The sequence below is a fragment of the Bradyrhizobium sp. CCBAU 45384 genome, assembly GCF_028128665.1.
GTDB lineage: Bacteria > Pseudomonadota > Alphaproteobacteria > Rhizobiales > Xanthobacteraceae > Bradyrhizobium > Bradyrhizobium manausense.
In genome coordinates this window covers 233-18202 of sequence record NZ_LBIZ01000008.1, presented here as the reverse complement: position 1 = coordinate 18202, position 17970 = coordinate 233, and the positions used below count along the sequence as shown (strand labels likewise).

Annotated in this window: 14 protein-coding genes and 1 pseudogene; 5 read left to right on the top strand and 10 right to left on the bottom strand. The window is 62.8% G+C overall.

What is annotated here, in order from left to right:
- Positions 1 to 2: 2 nt before the first annotated feature.
- The 5 genes from XH80_RS01180 to XH80_RS01160 form a co-directional block, all read right to left on the bottom strand.
- Positions 3 to 1166, bottom strand: a complete 1164-nt coding sequence (locus XH80_RS01180; protein WP_271596999.1) for a M20 aminoacylase family protein — start codon at positions 1164 to 1166, stop codon at positions 3 to 5.
- A gap of 242 nt (positions 1167 to 1408) precedes the next feature.
- Positions 1409 to 3058: an ABC transporter ATP-binding protein gene (locus XH80_RS01175; RefSeq protein ID WP_271596998.1), complete on the bottom strand. Its 1650-nt coding sequence runs from the start codon at positions 3056 to 3058 to the stop codon at positions 1409 to 1411.
- 132 nt (positions 3059 to 3190) lie between these two features.
- Entirely contained in the window at positions 3191 to 4078 is an 888-nt protein-coding gene (locus XH80_RS01170; RefSeq protein WP_271596997.1) for an ABC transporter permease, read from the bottom strand.
- A gap of 20 nt (positions 4079 to 4098) precedes the next feature.
- The gene (locus tag XH80_RS01165) at positions 4099 to 5040 is read right to left on the bottom strand and encodes an ABC transporter permease (RefSeq protein WP_220002625.1); all 942 of its coding nucleotides are present in this window, start codon (positions 5038 to 5040) and stop codon (positions 4099 to 4101) included.
- Between the two features lie 234 nt (positions 5041 to 5274).
- Positions 5275 to 6405: a M20/M25/M40 family metallo-hydrolase gene (locus XH80_RS01160; protein ID WP_057740931.1), complete on the bottom strand. Its 1131-nt coding sequence runs from the start codon at positions 6403 to 6405 to the stop codon at positions 5275 to 5277.
- A 282-nt stretch (positions 6406 to 6687) separates the two neighbouring features.
- Here XH80_RS01160 and XH80_RS01155 point away from each other — a divergent pair, with 282 nt between their 5' ends.
- The 4 genes from XH80_RS01155 (at position 6688) to XH80_RS43680 (ending at position 11558) form a co-directional block, all read left to right on the top strand.
- Complete coding sequence (locus XH80_RS01155; RefSeq protein ID WP_271596996.1) at positions 6688 to 8298, top strand: ABC transporter substrate-binding protein; 1611 nt, start codon at positions 6688 to 6690, stop codon at positions 8296 to 8298.
- Positions 8299 to 8424: 126 nt separating this feature from the next.
- On the top strand, positions 8425 to 10050 hold the full coding sequence (locus XH80_RS01150; protein WP_271596995.1) for an ABC transporter substrate-binding protein: 1626 nt from the start codon (positions 8425 to 8427) through the stop codon (positions 10048 to 10050).
- Positions 10051 to 11114: 1064 nt separating this feature from the next.
- Positions 11115 to 11375, top strand: coding sequence for a hypothetical protein (locus XH80_RS01145; protein WP_271596994.1), 261 nt, complete (start codon positions 11115 to 11117; stop codon positions 11373 to 11375).
- 36 nt (positions 11376 to 11411) lie between these two features.
- Positions 11412 to 11558 carry a hypothetical protein gene (locus tag XH80_RS43680; RefSeq protein ID WP_333968628.1) on the top strand — a complete coding sequence of 49 codons (147 nt, stop codon included), beginning with the start codon at positions 11412 to 11414 and terminating at the stop codon, positions 11556 to 11558.
- A 538-nt stretch (positions 11559 to 12096) separates the two neighbouring features.
- On the opposite strand, the gene XH80_RS01135 is transcribed toward XH80_RS43680, so the two are convergent.
- Positions 12097 to 12306: a hypothetical protein gene (locus tag XH80_RS01135; protein WP_271596993.1), complete on the bottom strand. Its 210-nt coding sequence runs from the start codon at positions 12304 to 12306 to the stop codon at positions 12097 to 12099.
- Between the two features lie 517 nt (positions 12307 to 12823).
- Between XH80_RS01135 and XH80_RS01130 the strand changes: the two genes are divergently transcribed.
- Positions 12824 to 13018, top strand: coding sequence for a hypothetical protein (locus tag XH80_RS01130; protein WP_271596992.1), 195 nt, complete (start codon positions 12824 to 12826; stop codon positions 13016 to 13018).
- A 102-nt stretch (positions 13019 to 13120) separates the two neighbouring features.
- Here the strand turns inward: XH80_RS01130 and XH80_RS01125 are convergent, their stop codons facing one another.
- The 4 genes and pseudogenes from XH80_RS01125 to XH80_RS01110 form a co-directional block, all read right to left on the bottom strand.
- A complete protein-coding gene (locus XH80_RS01125) occupies positions 13121 to 13333 on the bottom strand; it encodes a hypothetical protein (RefSeq protein ID WP_271596991.1) in 213 nt (70 codons plus the stop codon).
- A gap of 226 nt (positions 13334 to 13559) precedes the next feature.
- Positions 13560 to 14015: a CopG family transcriptional regulator gene (locus XH80_RS01120; RefSeq protein ID WP_271596990.1), complete on the bottom strand. Its 456-nt coding sequence runs from the start codon at positions 14013 to 14015 to the stop codon at positions 13560 to 13562.
- Between the two features lie 6 nt (positions 14016 to 14021).
- A pseudogene (locus XH80_RS01115) lies at positions 14022 to 16010 on the bottom strand (conjugal transfer protein TraG).
- Between the two features lie 36 nt (positions 16011 to 16046).
- Positions 16047 to 17810: a relaxase/mobilization nuclease domain-containing protein gene (locus XH80_RS01110; RefSeq protein WP_271596989.1), complete on the bottom strand. Its 1764-nt coding sequence runs from the start codon at positions 17808 to 17810 to the stop codon at positions 16047 to 16049.
- Positions 17811 to 17970: the final 160 nt, after the last annotated feature.

Here is a 17970-nt window from a genome sequence, read left to right as displayed (position 1 = left end):
TGCTAACCCACCGGCATGCGCGTTTCGACGATCCGGGCGAACATGCTGGCGCCGATCGGCAGGATCTTGTCGTCGAGCACGAAGCCGGGATTGTGCACGGGCACGGAGCCGTCATGGCCGACCCAGAAATAGGCGCCGGGAATGGTCTCCAGCATGTCGGCAAAATCCTCGCTGCCCATCTTCGGCTGGCTGCGGGTGATCACCTTGGCGGGGTCGACCACGGTGCGCGCGACCTCCTCGACCACCTTGGACTGCTCGACCTGGTTGACCAGCACGTTGAAGGTATCGCGGATGTCGACATCGATCACGCAATTATAGGCGCTCGCGATGCCGGCGCAGATGGTGCGGATGCGTTCGCTGACGAGAGTGCGGACTTCCTTCGAGAAGGTGCGGATGGTGCCGCACAGATGCGCATCGCCGGGAATGACGTTGTAGGCGGAGCCGGCATGGATCTGGGTGATCGACACGACGGCGGCCTCGAGCGGCTCGACGTTGCGGCTGACGATGGTCTGGATCGCCTGCGCCAGCGTGGTCGCGATCACGACCGCGTCCTTGGAGCGCTCGGGCATCGCGCCGTGCGCGCCATAGCCGGTGATGCGGAGGTCGAAGAAATCGGCGGCGGCCATGGCCGGGCCGGGCAGGATCGCGATCTCGCCGTGATTGAGGTCGGGCGCGTTGTGCAGGCCGTAGAGCTCGTCGCACGGAAACTTCTCGAACAGGCCGTCCGTGATCATGGCGCGGGCGCCGCCGAGGCCTTCCTCGGCCGGCTGGAAGATCAGGTGCACGGTGCCGTCGAAATTCCGTGTCTCGGCGAGATAGCGCGCGGTGCCGAGCAGCATGGTGGTGTGGCCGTCATGGCCGCAGCCGTGGAAGCGGCCGGGGATTTTCGAGCTCCATTTCAGATTGGTGTTCTCTTCCATCGGCAGCGCGTCCATGTCGGCGCGCAGGCCAATGCGTCTGCTGCCCGAACCCTTGCCCTTGATGATTCCGATCACGCCGGTGCCGCCGAGACCGCGATGCACCTCGATGCCCCAGCTTGCCAGCTTGTCGGCGACGATGCCGGACGTACGCACCTCCTCGAAGCCGATCTCGGGATGGGCGTGGAGGTCGCGCCTGATAGCGGTAAGTTCGTCGGCGTAGCCGTCGATACGTTCAATCGTGGGCATGTGGTCCTTTTCCGTCAGCGAGTGGAAGCGCGCGACGTTAGCTCCGCCTTCGCGGCAAGGGCAAGCAACGAGACAATCGCGCCACGCATGGGCTCAAGCTGTTTTGGGAATGCTGCGCCCCGTCATTCCGGGGCGCGTCACTCGGCGCGAGCCCGGAATCCAATGTACGACAGAGTCGACGGCCCGATGGTTTCCGGGCTCATCGCTTCGCGATGCCCCGGAATGACGAGGAGAGGGCGGAGTTACGCGCTCGCCCCCACGCCCTCCGACATCGGCCGGAAATTCGCAAAATCCCAGTGGCGCCCGGGGGCCGCATCCAAGAGCGCCCTGGTGTAGGCCTCCTGCGGATGCGTCAGCACCTCTGCGGCAGGGCCCTGTTCGACCACGCGGCCATGCTGCATCACCACGACCTCGTCGCAGATTTGCGCGGCGACGCGCAAATCATGGGTGATGAACAGGATGGCGATGCCGAGCCGCGTCTGGATCTCGTCGAGCAGTTCCAGCACCTGGGCCTGCACGGAGACGTCGAGCGCGGAGACCGCTTCATCCGCGACCAGCACGTCAGGGTCGAGCGCGAGCGCGCGCGCAATCGCGATGCGCTGGCGCTGGCCGCCGGAGAACTGATGCGGGTAGCGCGAGACGGCGTCAGCGGGGAGGCCGACCAGCTCGAGCAGCTCGCGGGCACGCTTCATGGCGTTTGCATGCGAGACGCCGTAATTGATCGGGCCTTCCGCGATGCTCTCGCCGACGCTGACGCGTGGATTGAGCGAGCGATAAGGATCCTGGAACACGATCTGGATCTTCTGCCGGTGCGGCTGCAGCAGCCGGCGCGAGATGTCGGAGATCTCGCGGCCGGCGAGGCGCACGCCGCCCGAGGTCGGGTCGATCAGGCGGACGATGCAGCGCGCCACCGTCGACTTGCCCGAGCCGCTCTCGCCGACGATGCCGAGGGTGCGACCCTTGCGCAGCGTCAGCGTCACCTTGTCGGCCGCGACGACCTCGCGGCCTTTGCCGAAGAAGGCGCGCTCCTTGTAGACCTTGCTGAGGTCGTTGGCCTCGAGCACGACCGGCTCGCTTCTGTCCTCGCGCGGCGGCCGTGGCACCAGGCTCGGCACGGAGGCGAGCAAATTGCGGGTGTATTCCATCGTAGGATTGCGCAGCACGGTGTCGAGCGGGCCGGTCTCGACCAGGCGCCCCTGCCGCATCACCGCGACGCGGTCGGCGATTTCGGCGACCACGCCCATGTCATGGGTGATGAACAGCACCGCCGTGCCGTGATCGCGCTGCAGCTCGCGGATCAGCGACAGGATCTGCTTCTGCGTGGTGACGTCGAGCGCGGTCGTCGGCTCGTCCGCAATCAGCAGCTTCGGTTCCAGCACCAGCGCCATCGCGATCATGATGCGCTGGCGCTGGCCGCCGGAGAGCCGGTGCGGGTAGGAGGCGAAGATGCGCTCGACCTGGGGCAAATGGACCTGCTCCATCATGTCGAGGATGCGCTTCTTCCGTGCCTTGGCGTCGAGCCTGGTGTGGGCGCGCAGCACCTCGTCGATCTGGCGGCCGACCGGGACGACAGGATTGAGCGCGGTCATCGGCTCCTGGAAAATCATCGCCATCTTGGTGGCACGCAGCTGACGCAGGCGGCGATCGGTCGCGGTGAGGATCTCCTCGCCGACGAGCTTCACGCTGCCGCCTGATGGAACCAGCGTGCCCTTTGGCAGCAGGCCCATCGTGGTGAGCGAGGTCACCGATTTGCCCGAGCCGCTTTCGCCGACGAGGCACAGCGTCTCGCCTTCGTGGACCTTTATCGAGATGCCGTCGATGATCTTCGGTCCGCCCGGCTTCTTGCCGACGGAGACGATGAGATTGTTGATGTCGAGGATGGTGTTGGTCACGTCATTTCTCTCCGCCGTCATTCCGGGGCGCGCGTAGCGCGAACCCGGAATCCATCGGGCCGCAACTCAAGAGGTGAAATGGATTCCGGGTTCGCGCCAAGGGCGCGCCCCGGAATGACGGTGCTATTCCCATCACTTCCCCTCCCGCTGCTTCATGCGGGGATCGAGGGCGTCGCGGGCGGCGTCGCCGATCAAATTGATGCTGAGGATGGCGATCGAGAGCAAAAGGCCCGGCCAGAAGATCAGCGTCGGCTTGAGCTGAAAGTACTGCCGGCCCTCGGCCATGATGTTGCCCCAGGTCGGCGTCTCCGGCGAGATGCCGGCGCCGAGGAAAGAGAGGATGGCCTCGGTGAGGATGGCGGAGGCGCAGACATAGGTGCCCTGGACGATCAGCGGCGCGATCGTGTTCGGCATCAGATGCCGCCACATGATTTTCGGCAAGGACGAGCCGACCGAGATCGCGGCCTCCACATAGGGCTCCTCGCGCGCGGACAGCACGACCGAGCGCACCAGGCGTGCGACGCGCGGGATCTCGGGGATGGTGATCGCGACCAGCACCGTCCAGATGCTCGCGCCCGACAGCGAGACCACGGCGATCGCGAGCAGGATGCTCGGCATCGCCATCAGGCCGTCCATGACGCGCATCATTACGGAATCGACCAGCTTGAAGAAGCCGGAGACGAGACCGATCGCGAGCCCGATGGCGATCGAGAGGATCGCCGAGCCGATCCCGATCAGGAGCGAGATGCGGCCGCCATAGATGACGCGCGACAGCAGGTCGCGGCCATAGGCATCGGTGCCGAGCAGGAATTGCGCCGACGCCGGCTTGAGGCGCAGCGAGGGCGCAAGCTGGATCGGATCATGCGGCGCGATCAGCGGCGCTAGGATCGAGATCAGCACGATCAGCACAAGGCAGATCGTGGCCGTCGCGATGATCGGCGTCGAGGTGAGGAATCCGAGGCGCGGCCGCAGCGGCGACGTGATCGGAATCGAGGACTGGGGAAGGCTATCGACCGTCATCGTTGTTCTTGTCCTTAGCCTTAGTAGCGGATGCGAGGATCGAGCAGCGTGTAGGCGACGTCGATCAGCAGATTGACGACGACGTAGATCAGCGAGGTCAGCAGGATCATCGCCTGGATCACCGGATAGTCGCGCGCCAGCACCGCATCGACGGTGAGGCGGCCGATGCCGGGAATGTTGAACACGCTCTCGGTGACGACGACGCCGGAGATCAGCAGAGCAAAGCCGGTGCCGATCACGGTGATCACGGGCACCGCGGCGTTGCGCAACGCGTGCCGCAGCATCACCGCGACCTCGTTGATGCCCTTGGCGCGCGCCGTGCGCACGTAGTCTTCGCCCAGCACATCGAGCATGGCCGCGCGCGTCATGCGCGCGATCAGCGCGATGTAGATGAAGGAGAGCGCGCAGGTCGGCAGGATGATGCGCTCGAAGAAGGGCCCGAAGCCTGCGCTGATGCTCTTGAAGCCCTGCACCGGCACCCAGCGCAGGTCGATCGCGAAGACTTCGATCAGGAGATAGCCGACCACGAACACCGGCACCGAGAAGCCGAGCACCGACAGACCCATCACGAAGCGGTCGATCCAGGTGCCGTGCTTCCAGGCTGCGATGACGCCGAGCGGCACTGCGACGATGACGGCGAGGATGATGGTCGACAGCGCGATCGAGATCGACGGCTCGACGCGCTGGCCGATCATCTTCATCACCGGCAGGTTGGAGATCAGCGAGGTGCCGAGATCGCCATGCAGCAGCTTGTTCACCCAGGTGATGAACTGCACGATCAGGGGCTCGTTGAGGCCGAGCGAGGTGCGGATGCGCTCCAGCCGCTCCGGCGTCGCATTGTCGCCGGCGAGGATCGCGGCGGGATCGCCGGGCGTCAGCCGCAGCAGCAGGAACACGAAAAGCGCGACGACGCCCATCACGGGCACGGCGGCGAAGATTCGGCGAAGGAGATATCCGAGCAAGTTGGATCCGTCAGATGAGAGTCAAATCGTCGGCAACGGTCATGGCCCGTTCTGCCATCAGCCTAACATTTCAGCAATTCCCGTGCCATCTGGGCCACAGATTTCGCAGTGCGGCCAGTCTTCGTCGGGTGGGCAAAGCGAAGCGTGCCCGCGACCTTTTTCGATCGGAGGCAGATGGTGGGCACGGCGCAAGCGCGCCTTTGCCCACCCTACAGAACTGTGATCGCAGTGCGATTACTCCAGCGTCGCCAGCAGTCCCGCCATCAACCGGCCGCGATCAACCAGGCTCTCGACCTCGATATACTCCTCCAGCGTGTGGGCATTGCCGCCGCGCACGCCAAGCCCGTCGAGCGTCGGAATGCCCATCGCGCCGGTGAAGTTACCATCGGATCCGCCGCCGGAACTCGCATGGGGTAGCTCCGCGCCGAGAGATTTGGCGATGCCGCGCGCCTTTTCATACAGCGCCAGGGTGCCGGCATCCGGCTCCCACACCGGCCGCGTCACGCCGCGCGTCACCTTGAAGGTGACGTCATTGGTGGTGCCCGACAGCGCCAGCATGCGTTCGACGCCGCGGTCGAGATCGGCCTGGCGCTTGGCCATCGACAGCGCTTCGCCGGTGGCGGTCGTAGCAACGCAATTGACCCATTGCCCGCCATGCACGATGCCGACCGAGAAAGTGCAGTCCTCGGTCGTCATCGCGTCGATCGCAAGAATCTGCCGCGCCATCTCGCGGATGGCGGAACGTCCGGCCGACAAGGTCGCGCCGGCATGGCTCGGCCGTCCGGTCGCTTCCAGATTGAAGCGCGCGATGGCGTAACGTCCGGTGGTGACGCCGTTGTCGGCGCGGCCGGGCTCGGGCACCAGCACATATTTGTTGCGCGCGGCTTCCGCCTCGATGAGGTCGCGCGTCGAGGGTGTGCCGACTTCCTCGTCCGGCGTGAACAGGATGGTGATCGGCAGCGGCGTGGTGAACGACGCGCGCGCCAGCTGCCGGATCGCTTCCAGCGACAGGTAGTTGCCGCCCTTCATGTCGAAGATGCCGGGGCCGTAGCAGCGGTTGCCCTCGCGCCGCCACTTCAACTTCTCGATGGTGCCGACCGGGTGGACCGTATCCATGTGTCCGGCGATCAGGATGCCCGGCTCGCCCTGCCTCGGATGGGGAAAACGCGCGCGAACGGCGCCGCCGAAGCCCTGACGGCCGGCGATGCGTTCGATGGTCGCACCCATGATCGCCATGTCCCGCGCCGCGATATCGAGCATGCGGTTCACCGCGCTCGCATCCCAGGTCGGGCTCTCGCATTCCACCCAGGTGCGCAGGCCCTCGAGCATGGCCTCGGAATCGAAGGGAAGATTGGCTGGATTCATCTTGATGTCTCTCAGGCTTCGAAAGATGGAACGCGCATTGCAAGGTGCAGGCGAGACGAGCAGGCAGGACTGGCGGAGTTGAGTTGTAGAGCCAATTCGGTCTTTGTGGAGCCCGCACCTGCGCCGCAAGGGCCTGCACCGAAACCGGATTGACGCGCTCAAGACTGTCTGCAAGTCTCGAAAAGACAAAGGCATTGCATGAGGTTAGTTCGCCTAAAGAACGCACCGAATGCTCAACCAATAATCCGCCTTTGAACAGTTTCACGTCAGGAGAAACTTTATATGTTCCACTTGATGCGCATGGGGCGTCGCGCGTTCGCCTCCAAGCTTGCGCTGTCGGTCCTCGCGCTTTCGACCGCACTGGCCTCGCCTGTGCTTGCGGCCGGCAAGACCATCACCGCCGTGATGCATTCGGATCTGCGCATCACCGATCCGATCTTCACCACCGCCTACATCGTGCGCGACCATGGCTACATGGTTTACGACACGCTGATCACGACGGATGCGAACTTCAAGATCCAGCCGCAGATGGCGGACTGGAAGATCTCCGACGACAAGCTCACTTACACGTTCACGCTGCGCGACGGCCTGAAGTGGCATGACGGCACGCCGGTGACGGCGGAAGACTGCGTCGCCTCGCTGAAGCGCTGGGCCGCCGTCGACGGCATGGGCCAGAAGCTGATGGATTTCACCGCCAGCATCGAGGCGACCGATGCCAAGACCATCACGCTGAAGCTGAAGGAGCCCTACGGTCTCGTTCTCGAGTCGATCGGCAAGCCGTCCTCGCGCGTGCCCTTCATGATGCCCAAGCGTCTCGCCGAGACGCCCCCGGACAAGCAGATCCCCGAGCAGATCGGCTCCGGCCCGTTCAAATTCGTGCAGGGCGAATTCCAGCCCGGAGTAAAGGCCGTCTACGAGAAGAATCCGGATTACGTGCCGCGCAAGGAGCCGGCGAGCTGGACCGCTGGCGGCAAGGTGGTGAAGGTCGACCGGGTCGAATGGATCACCATGCCGGACCCGCAGACCGCGGTGAACGCGCTGCAATCGGGCGACATCGATTTCATGGAAGTGCCGCCGTGGGATCTCTTGCCGGTGCTTGAAGGCAATCCCGACCTCAAGGTCGAGACGTTGAACAAGTTCGGCTACCAGACGCTCGGCCGCATGAACTTCCTCTATCCGCCCTTCGACAATCCGAAGATCCGCCGCGCCGCGCTGCTGGCGATGAACCAGAAGGACGTGCTCGACGCGCTCGTCGGCAATCCCAAATATTACAAGATCTGCGGCGCCTTCTTCATCTGCGACACGCCGTTCGCGACCGAAATCGGCTCGGAATCGCTGGTCAAGGGCAACGGTATGGCGGAAGCCAAGAAGCTGCTCGCCGAATCCGGTTATGACGGCACACCCGTCGTCGTCATGGTGCCCGGCGACGTCGTGACGCTGAAGGCACAGCCGACGGTCGCGGTGCAGCTGCTCCGTGAAGCCGGCTTCAAGGTCGACGCGCAAGCGACCGACTGGCAGACGGTGGTGAGCCGCCGGGCCAGCCAGAAGCCTCCGAAGGAGGGCGGCTGGAACATGTTCTTCACCAATTGGGTCAGCGCCGACGTGTCCAACCCGATCTCCAATCTCTCGATCGGCGGCCAGGGCAAGAAGGGCGGCTGGTTCGGCTGGGCGAAGGACGCCAAGATCGAGCAGCTCAAAAACGACTTCGTCCACGCTGCCTCGCTCGACGATCAAAAGAAGATCGCGACCGAGATCCAGAAGGAAGCCTATGACCAGGTGATCTACATCCCGCTCGGCCAGTATCTGGCGCCGAGCGCCTGGCGGAAGTCGCTGTCCGGCGTGCTCGACGGTCCGGCAACCCCGGTGTTCTGGAACATCGACAAGTCGGAGTAAGTCCAAGTCCAAGTCCAAGTCCAAGTCAGCGAAGGCGCGTCTCGCGCCTTGCGTTTCGAACGTTACGCGGCGCCGCTGTGATCAGTGGCGTCGCTCGTCGGCCAACCGCTCGCCAGGAGAACTTCAATGTTCCATCTCATGCGTCGGGGGCGTCGGTCGTTCGCCTCCAAACTTGCACTTTCGGGCTTCGCGCTTTCGGTCCTGGCGTTATCCACGGCGCTGGCCCCGCCAGTTCTTGCCGCCGACAAGACCATCACCGCGGTGATGCATTCGGATCTGCGCATCCTCGATCCGATCTTCACCAGCGCCTATATCGCACGAGATCATGGCTACATGGTCTTCGATACGCTGATCGCGACGGACTCGAACTTCAAGATCCAGCCACAGATGGCGGACTGGAAGATCTCCGACGACAAGCTGACCTACACTTTCACGCTGCGCGATGGTCTGAAGTGGCATGACGGCACGCCGGTGACCGCGGAAGACTGCGTCGCCTCGCTGAAGCGCTGGGCCGTCGTCGATAGCATGGGGCAGCAGATGATGCTGTTCACCGCGAGCTTAGAGGCGACAGACCCCAAGACCATCACGCTGAAGCTGAAGGAGCCCTACGCGCTGGTGCTGGAATCGATCGGCAAGCCCTCCTCGCGTGTCGCTTTCATGATGCCGAAGCGTCTGGCCGACACACCGGTGGACAAACAGATCCCCGAGCAGATCGGCTCCGGCCCCTTCAAATTCGTGCAGAATGAATTCCAGCCGGGCGTGAAGTCGGTCTATGTCAAGAACCTCGATTATGTGCCGCGTAAGGAGCCGGCGAGCTGGACCGCCGGTGGCAAGGTGGTGAAGGTCGACCGCGTCGAATGGATCACGATGCCTGACGCGCAGACGGCGTTGAACGCGCTGCAGTCCGGCGACATCGATTTCATGGAAGTTCCAGCCATCGAGATGTTGCCCACCATCGAAGCCGACAAGGAGCTCAAGGTCGAGATCCTGAACAAGTTCGGATTCCAGACCGGCGCGCGGATGAATTTCCTTCATCCGCCGTTCGATAACGCCAAGATTCGTCGCGCGGCACTCCTGGCGGTCAACCAGAAGGATGTGCTCGATGCGCTGATCGGCAATCCCAAATACTACAAGACTTGCGCCGCGATGTTCATCTGCGACACGCCGTTCGCGACCGAGATTGGCGGCGAGACTGTCGCGAAGGGCGGCGACGTTGCTGCCGCCAGGAAGGCGCTTGCCGAGTCCGGTTACGACGGAACACCGGTGGTGCTGATGGCACCGGGCGACGTGCTGACGCTGAAGGCTCAGCCGATCGTGGTCGCCCAGCAGTTGCGAGAAGCCGGTTTCAAGGTCGATTTGCAAGCCACCGACTGGCAGACGGTGGTGAGCCGCAGAGCCAGCCAGAAGCCTCCGAAGGAGGGCGGCTGGAACATGTTCATCACGAATTGGGTCAGCGCCGACGTGGTGAATCCGATTTCCAATATCGCTGTCGGCGGCCAGGGCAAGAAGGGCGGCTGGTTCGGCTGGCCGGAGGACGCCAGGATCGAGCAGCTCAAGGATGATTTCGTTCGCGCTGGATCGCTCGACGACCAGAAGAAGATCGCGACCGAGATCCAGAAGGAGGCCTATGATCAGGTGCTCTACATGCCGCTCGGTCAGTATCAGTCGCCGAGCGCGTGGCGGAAGTCGCTGTCCGGCGTGCTCGACGGTCCGGCAACCCCGGTGTTCTGGAACATCGACAAGTCGGAGTAACGAAGGCAAGGGATAAGGCGCGTCCTGCATCTTCATCCCGTCAATACGCGGCGCTGCTGTCATGAGCGGCGCCGTCGTCTTTTGCCGTTACGCCTTCGGTGAGAGCCACGGCTATCGCATTGGAGAGCTGTTTCCTTGCGGCGCATCCTTCGAGACGCCCGCCTCTGGCGGGCCCTCAGGATGAAGGCTGAGTGTGTGGTAGCTGTCTTAGCAGGCGCTGAAGCCCGTTAGCCTCATTCTGAGGAGACCGCTGGAAGCGGTCGTCTCGAAGGACGAGGCGTGCGCGCAGGTCGCTCAAAAGCTCATATACGAGAGCCTTCGCTGAAAGCAGCGCCTTTAACTCTTCCAATTTCCAATTGTTGCTATTTGTTTCCAATATGAAATAAGTGATTGGCCGCCAATACTGCTTGGTTCCTTTTGATTTGAGTCTCGTGCCGATCGATTTTGCATTCCAGGCGATGGCCGAACGATCGGATCGCGCGCCGGCGCGCTGGCGCCGTCCCTTGCNTTGGAGGTCGAACTGTTCAGTAAAGAGTGAGGCCGCATCAGTTCGCGGCCTCTTTCTATTCTTCCCACCGGCCACCCCGCCGGGTATGAACTTTGGTAGCGCCGGGCCGTTCACAGAGAAGCGTACGGTGAAGGCATGCTCTGGAGCTATCCTCGTGGGAAGGGCGGCGGACTTCAACAAGACGCCTGCATCCCTGCCGAGCTGCGGACGATGCCGCGGCAGCAGCGACGTAGTCGTGAGCGAACTGGTCAACGCTCGCATCGATGGGACAGTGACGATGTATCGGTGTCGATGGTGCGGGTATGTGACCTGGGACGATCGCCCGGGGCCGCGCAATCACCAGAGGCACGAGGACGTCCCTTCTTCATGAAGCGCTCTTAACTTCGACAGTATCCTCAAAATTGATCCCGCTTTCCACACCCACGACTCCCAGTGGCTCGCGCTCATTCCGAGCCACTAGTAATCGACGATTTGACTCTCGGTCGCGCAGGGCTTCGATGGCGCCATGCCACGCCAGACCCGCCCCAAGGACCGCACCGAACCGGATGGCCGACCGTTGAAGATCACGCTGGGCGATCTGCGGTCGACGGGCGTGCGTGATCTGATCGTGTTCTGCCAGGACTATTGGTGTAGCCACAACGTCAAACTACCAGCCGAGTACGTCGACCGATGGCCGGACCGGATCAGGATTTCGCAGCTCGAGCCGCGGTTCGTCTGCACAGCCTGCGGCATGCGGGGTTCGAACATTGTCGCCGGCAGCAACGGCACCGCGCAAGCCATTTTGCCGAGGAAGAAACGGACTGCCCCGATGAATTGAGAATCGCATATAGGCGCAGCGCAAGGGGGCTGATCAATGAAGCTGATGAACGAGCGGCTGTATTCTGATCCAGAGGTCGCAGCACGGAAGCTGGTGGAGCTCGCCAAGGGTTTCGAGGCTGTCCAGGACGGCCGCATCCACATCGAGAGGATCAACAGCCCTTTCCTGTCGAAGTCTGGATGAAACGCGACGGGCGCCGAGTTCGGCGCCGGCATCAAATACGCGATCGAAAAGGGCTGGATGGAACTGCACGAGAGCGGGACCTACGTCCGGCTCCTGTCGCCGGGCGACAATCTGATGTCGCGCTGACCACCCGTAAATTTCACAGGAACGAAGGCCTCGCGCCAGGCTTGGGAGTCTCGCTAGCCCGCCGTCGGGCTGGCGGAGCGGCCCCGGCCCATATCCCCCAAGCGCCTGCGAGCCGGGGCCGTCTCTCCGCCCTTCGCTACCCGCTTACGCCTCCGGGATGGCAGTGACTCGTTTCGCTCTTCTTGTTTGGTTGATTTTTCTCATCTGGCTGCGCTGCGGCTCGGTGCATTCCGCGCGTGGCGCTAGTCGTCAAAGAGAAGTGCGCGCCAACGATGTTCGCCCGGATCGGCATCATGCGAGCATTGAGCCGACACGACGTTCGCGAGTTCAACCCAAAGGGAAAAGAACCGAATTGGGGCCGGCTCAAACTGAAGAGGGGCGGATGACTCTCCGCTTCGAGATCAAGACCCGCCTACGCTCGGTCCCGAAAGCGTCGATACCTTTGCAAGGGCGGCTCAAAGTTCGACAAGTCGCTCTCACCAAGAATTTCAGCAACGAGTTCGTCGTTCACTACCTTCTCCATCACAACTCGCACAAGCTTGGAGCGAGAGATTCCGCGTTCCTTTGCTGCCTTCTGTAGATATTCAACTTCCAACGGGACGACGATGTTCTTGATGGCCACAATGTGCTCCCCGTGATGTCTTCTTATCCTTATTTGCTCTCGGTTGCTGACTCTCAAATCTGGCGAGAATTGGAAGGCACTGTGACAATAAACTAACGTATGTGCGCTGAAGTCCTGCAGGATACTCCGATGAAAACGGCTTGGACCTACGTCAACACAAGCAAGCAAGTCGGCGACAAGAACCACATCAAGGCCTTCGCCACGATAGACGCTGCGGAGAAATGGTTCGAGGAGAACGACCCCGGGGCGTGGCGTTCGTGTACGAGGTTCTCGAATGAACCGTATTGGACGCCAGGACTATCTACGCCATGCGTGTGATTGTGGTGCTGCTGGTCATCTGGCAAATTCTTGTATCGTTTTGAAGGCCCGCCAGCGTGAACGCGGGGCATGATCAACTATTACTCGTTGAAACAATTGGTGTTCCATCTGCCGTCGAATGGCCAACCGATGTAGCGGGTCGGTGACAGCATCTTCCGACGGTGTTGCTAGAGTGTTCGCAACACATCGGAGGCCCCGCATGGCAATCGATCGCGCTCAGAGCCTTAAACCGGACGAAGACCGCACCAAGGTCGCCGCAGATCCTGCCCGCGCCGTCCATCCTCAACCGTCCAATTTCAATTTCGCAGAAACGGAAACGTGTGCGGATGATGGTAGCCATTACTTGCCGGGCAAAGGGAGCTGGGGGCCGGCGAAGTCGTCATTCGAATGGTAGTGCAAGTGCTCAGTGCCGCATAGAACACGTGCGCAGAAGTGGGCCTGCCAGCGCGACGGCAGGGCACCAAGATATTCAAATGCCCTGGATGACCAGCGGTGATCAACCGCCAATCGGGCCGGACAGCGTCTGGAGGCCCACCTCTATGACGGCAATGTCCTGCTCGACCTCAGCAATGGAAGCTCGACAGTCGAAGCCGGTTCTGGCTTTCAGGTCAATTGCCAAGTGTCGACGATGCGTCCTCAGATTTTCCAGGGACTGACGATCCCCGAGCTTGGCGTACCCGCTCACAATCATCTCGATCGCACTCGACATAACGCTACCCCACAACAAGATTTCGGATTTGCAATCGAGGGATGCTATCGAGAGCGGCGCTTCTTGTAAATTAGCTAAGGTGCGGGCTGATGGGTGGGAATTGCAGCTCGTGCACAGTCATGCGCCTACTGGCGCTCACGCTCCGCCCGGGCATCGATATACATCACCGCTGCGAACGTGAGACCTAGAGCCAAAACGCTCACCCCGCCGGTGATCAATAAGTCCGCTACCATAATGGAGCTAGTATTTGGCGCCGACGTCGTGACGGCAATTCACCCTGACGGCGGATATCTTCCGGAATCTCGCGGAGAAAGCTTTGTCCCTTTTGCAAGCGGCGCCCGAGTGCCTCAACAAATCCTTCAAACCGCTCCCGACCCTTTGCCTGCGCGGCCGCCTGCGCGTCGTTGGGTAGCGGCGGCGTGATCGTCAGCCAGAACCGTATGAAGAGCGCCAAGCTTTCGGCCGTCAAACCGACGTCACGCTCCAGCCTCTGCATCTGACGCGACAGCCGATCGAGGCGCCGGGCGAACGCTGCCTCCCGCCTGTCCGCGCCATCCGGTGACAAAAACGAAGCGACAGCCGCTTCCACGATCGCAGACCGGGAAAGCTTCTTGCGATCGGCGAGCTCCGAGATCTGTTTCAAGAGCTCCGGCGGAAAATAGACGTTCATCCGGTCGCGCATATTGCCTCAGAGCTCCATCCCGTCATTCGGGTCCATGGCGACTTGACCGGCGACACCGCGCATCTGCTGGCGTATGAGACGGGACTGACGGACAGCATCCTCGTCATCGTCAAGAACGGCAGCAAATTCTTCTGCCGGTGTCGGTTCGGTCGTCTCCCTGGCGATCGCGACGTGATCGGGGAGCTCGGGCTCACGACGGAGCCCGCTATTCGCCGTGTCCTCCTCGGCCTCCGTGGCTCTGTCGGTTGGACCTGCCGTCGGCTTCAACGGTCCGAGCGCCGACCATACGTCCGTTCGCGATGATCGGCTGACGCCCGCCGGGTCGGGCGGCGGCAGAACCCGCTCGGTGAACCGCCGATCCTCGTAGTAGCGGACCTTCTTCGCCCGGATCGGAGGTGTGCCCGCCACCATGACGATCTCGTCCATGGGCGGAAGCTGCATGACCTCGCCCGGCGTCAGCAGCGGCCTCGCCGTCTCCTGCCGTGAGACCATTAGGTGCCCCAACCAGGGGTTCAACCGATGTCCAGCATAGTTCTTCATCGCGCGCATCTCCGTCGCCGTACCGAGCGCGTCGGACACCCGCTTGGCGGTCCGCTCGTCATTGGTCGCAAAGCTGATGCGAACGTGGCAGTTGTCGAGGATGGCATTGTTGGGCCCGTAGGCCTTCTCGATCTGATTGAGCGATTGCGCGATCAAGAAGCTCTTGATGCCGTACCCCGCCATGAAGGCGAGCGCGGACTCGAAGAAATCAAGCCGCCCGAGAGCCGGGAACTCATCGAGCATCATCAGGACCCGATGCCGGCGGTCACGGGAGTGCAGGTCTTCGGTCAGGCGGCGCCCGATCTGGTTCAGCACGAGGCGGATCAGGGGCTTTGTCCGCGAGATATCCGAAGGTGGCACCACCAGGTAAAGCGTCGCAGGGCGGCTGTCTGCGATCAGATCAGCGATCCGCCAGTCGCAACGGCGGGTCACCCGGGCCACAACAGGATCCCGGTAAAGACCGAGAAACGACATCGCGGTGGACAGAACGCCGGAGCGTTCATTCTCCGACTTGTTCGGGAGCTCGCGCGCAGTCGAGGCGACCACGGGATGCGCGCCCTGCTCGCCAAGGTGCGGCGTGGTCATCATCGCCTTCAGCGTCGCTTCGATCGGCCGCTTGGGGTCGGAGAGAAAGGCCGCGACGCCGGCCAGCGTCTTGTCTGCCTCGGCATAGAGGACGTGGAGAATAGCTCCAACGAGAAGCGAATGACTGGTCTTCTCCCAATGGTTCCGCTTGTCGAGTGAGCCTTCGGGATCGACCAGGACGTCGGCGACGTTCTGGACGTCACGAACCTCCCATTCCCCGCGCCGGACCTCGAGCAGCGGATTGTAAGCCGAGGATTTCGGGTTGGTCGGGTCGAACAACAGGACGCGGCCATGCCGCGAGCGAAAGCCTGCGGTCAGTTGCCAGTTCTCGCCTTTGATGTCGTGAACGACGGCCGAGCCGGGCCAAACCAACAGCGAAGGGACGACGAGTCCGACACCCTTGCCGGACCGGGTGGGAGCAAAACACAACACGTGCTCCGGTCCGTCATGGCGGAGGTAGTCGCGGTCGAGTTTGCCAAGCACCACACCATCCGGACCGAGAAGTCCGGCCGCCCTCACCTCCTCCAGGCCGGCCCAGCGCGCCGAGCCATAGGTCTCGACGTTCTTGGCTTCGCGCGCCCGCCAGACCGACATACCGATCGCCACCGCGATCGAAACGAAGGTCCCCGACGCCGCGATGAAGGCCCCCTCGACAAAGACCTGCGGCGCATAGGCGTCGTAGACGAACCACCACCAGAAGAAGACTGGCGGGTAGTAGACCTTGAAGCCCAAGAGTTCGAACCAGGGCCGCCCGAGCTCCGGTTGATAGGCAAGCCGCCAAGCTGTCCACTCCGTTGCTCCTCAGATGGCGAGCAAAACGATCAGGCCGACAACGATCACCTGTCCCCAGAGAATTTTGGTTCCGGACATCCCGAACACCCCTCCGCAATTGAGTTCGCGAGATAGCTAGAGTCCGAGGTCGCGTCTGCGGCCAAAGCCCCATTCGATGACGCCGCCGTCCTTCACGACGCCGGTCACATGCTGGCCGAGTCTCTTTTCGAGTTCGCGCGACCAGGGCACGAGCTGGAAGCCGAGCCCGTTATCGATCATGGCGAAGCGTCCCGAGGTGAGCGTCAGCCGCTGGCGATACGTGCCCGCCACATGCTCCCCAGAGGCGGCGTTCACCCGAGGAAGGCCTGTGTCGGCCGAGACCTTCGCGGCCACCTCGTTCAGTTCGCGTCGATGCAACGTGTCCAGGAGGTCGCGTTGCAGGATGATGCGTTGGCCCTGCCGCCGCGCCAGACCCTGCTGGATCAGATGCTCGATACGGGCTTCCATGGCGGCGCGGGTCTCGCGGCCGAATCCGCCCATGGCGAGCGGCATGGGGTCGCGTTCGACCAGCCTGTGGTCGAGCCAGGTGGCTCCTTTAGCTGTGACCTGCCCACCGAGATCGAGATCGGAACGGGTCGCGAGCACCACCGTGGGGCGCGGATCGCCGGGTGGACCCAAGCGTCGAACCTCGACGATGCCGCCGACCGGCGGTGCATGTTCGAGAGCCTCGAGGCCTCGAAAGCGCACATGGTGCGCCCGTCCGTCTGTTCCGTCGATCAGGGCGTAGGCCTCGCCAGTCAGTTCGTCATGCAGTCCCCGGTCGACCAGTCGTCCGACAAGCTGGGATGTCGGCTGGCCGCCCTCGATGACGAAATCAGCAACGCCGCGCGCTTCCCCACGCTCGGTAAAGGCGCGGTGCATGGTCTTGATGATGTCGCCGCGCATGCCGAGGTCGCGCAAGCTACGCTCGGCCTCTAGCCCGACCATCCATTCCCCTGACGCGGCGGGTGCGGCAAGGCCCATCTTCTCCAGGTGTTGAAGGCGGCCAACCATCAGGCGCCGGATCTCAGAATCGGACTTGCCCGGGCTCTCTGGGCGAAGATCAATAGTCCCGGTCTCATCTGCCGCGAGCCGGATTTCTCGGTCGAGTCGCGTCCATCGTTCAGCTGTGACTTCCCTCTCCAGCGAATTACGGATCTCGTGCCCCGGCTTTGGCCCCAGCTCGATAGCGACCAGTTCCTCGGCGCGCGAGCGCAGGCCTTGGCTGATGTAGTCGCGGGAGATCACGAGATCCGACCCTTCCTCATCTGCTCCCCGAACGAGAAGGTGGACGTGAGGGTTGTCTGTGTTCCAATGATCGACGGCCACCCAATCGAGTCGCGAGCCGAGATCGGTCTCCATCTGCCTGGCGAGGTCGCGGGTAAAGGCCATCAGGCCTGTCATATCGCCGGCATCCTCGGGCGAAACGATGAACCGAAAATGGTGACGGTCGTCCTTGCACCGTTCCGCGAAAGCCGCGCTATCGGCACGGTCGCAGCCCTCATCGAACATCTCGGCCCGCTCACCACTCCGCGTCACGCCGTCGCGCTTCAGATATGAAAGATGGGCGGTCAGTGGCGCTGAACGGAAGGCTCGCCCTTTATGACGAACCACGCGCGCCTTAACCACAACGCGCCGCGTCGGGCTGAACAATCTGGCGCGGCTAAACGCAAGGGGCCCGCGGCCAAACGTGGAGCGCCCATAGGCCGCCGAACGCCTGCCAGCCACGGTCTGACCCGAGGTGGGTCCTGCTTTCTTCGCGGCCCGCAGCACCTGGTTGATGAAGCTCTTCGGCTTAGGCGCGCGTGTGCTGCGGATGCGCCCAGGCCGAATACGCAGGTCGCTGTCGCCCACGCTCACGGGAAGGCCTCCCAACTGTCGCAAAGGCACACCGTGCCGAAAACGCCTTTGATTGCATTCATCAAAATGCAGGGCGCGGCACGCGGCCCGACCGACCGGCACGCCAGAACCCAAGCCATGCCAATGGCTTGCGGTTCGACCGGCGAGCCCCTTTTATCTC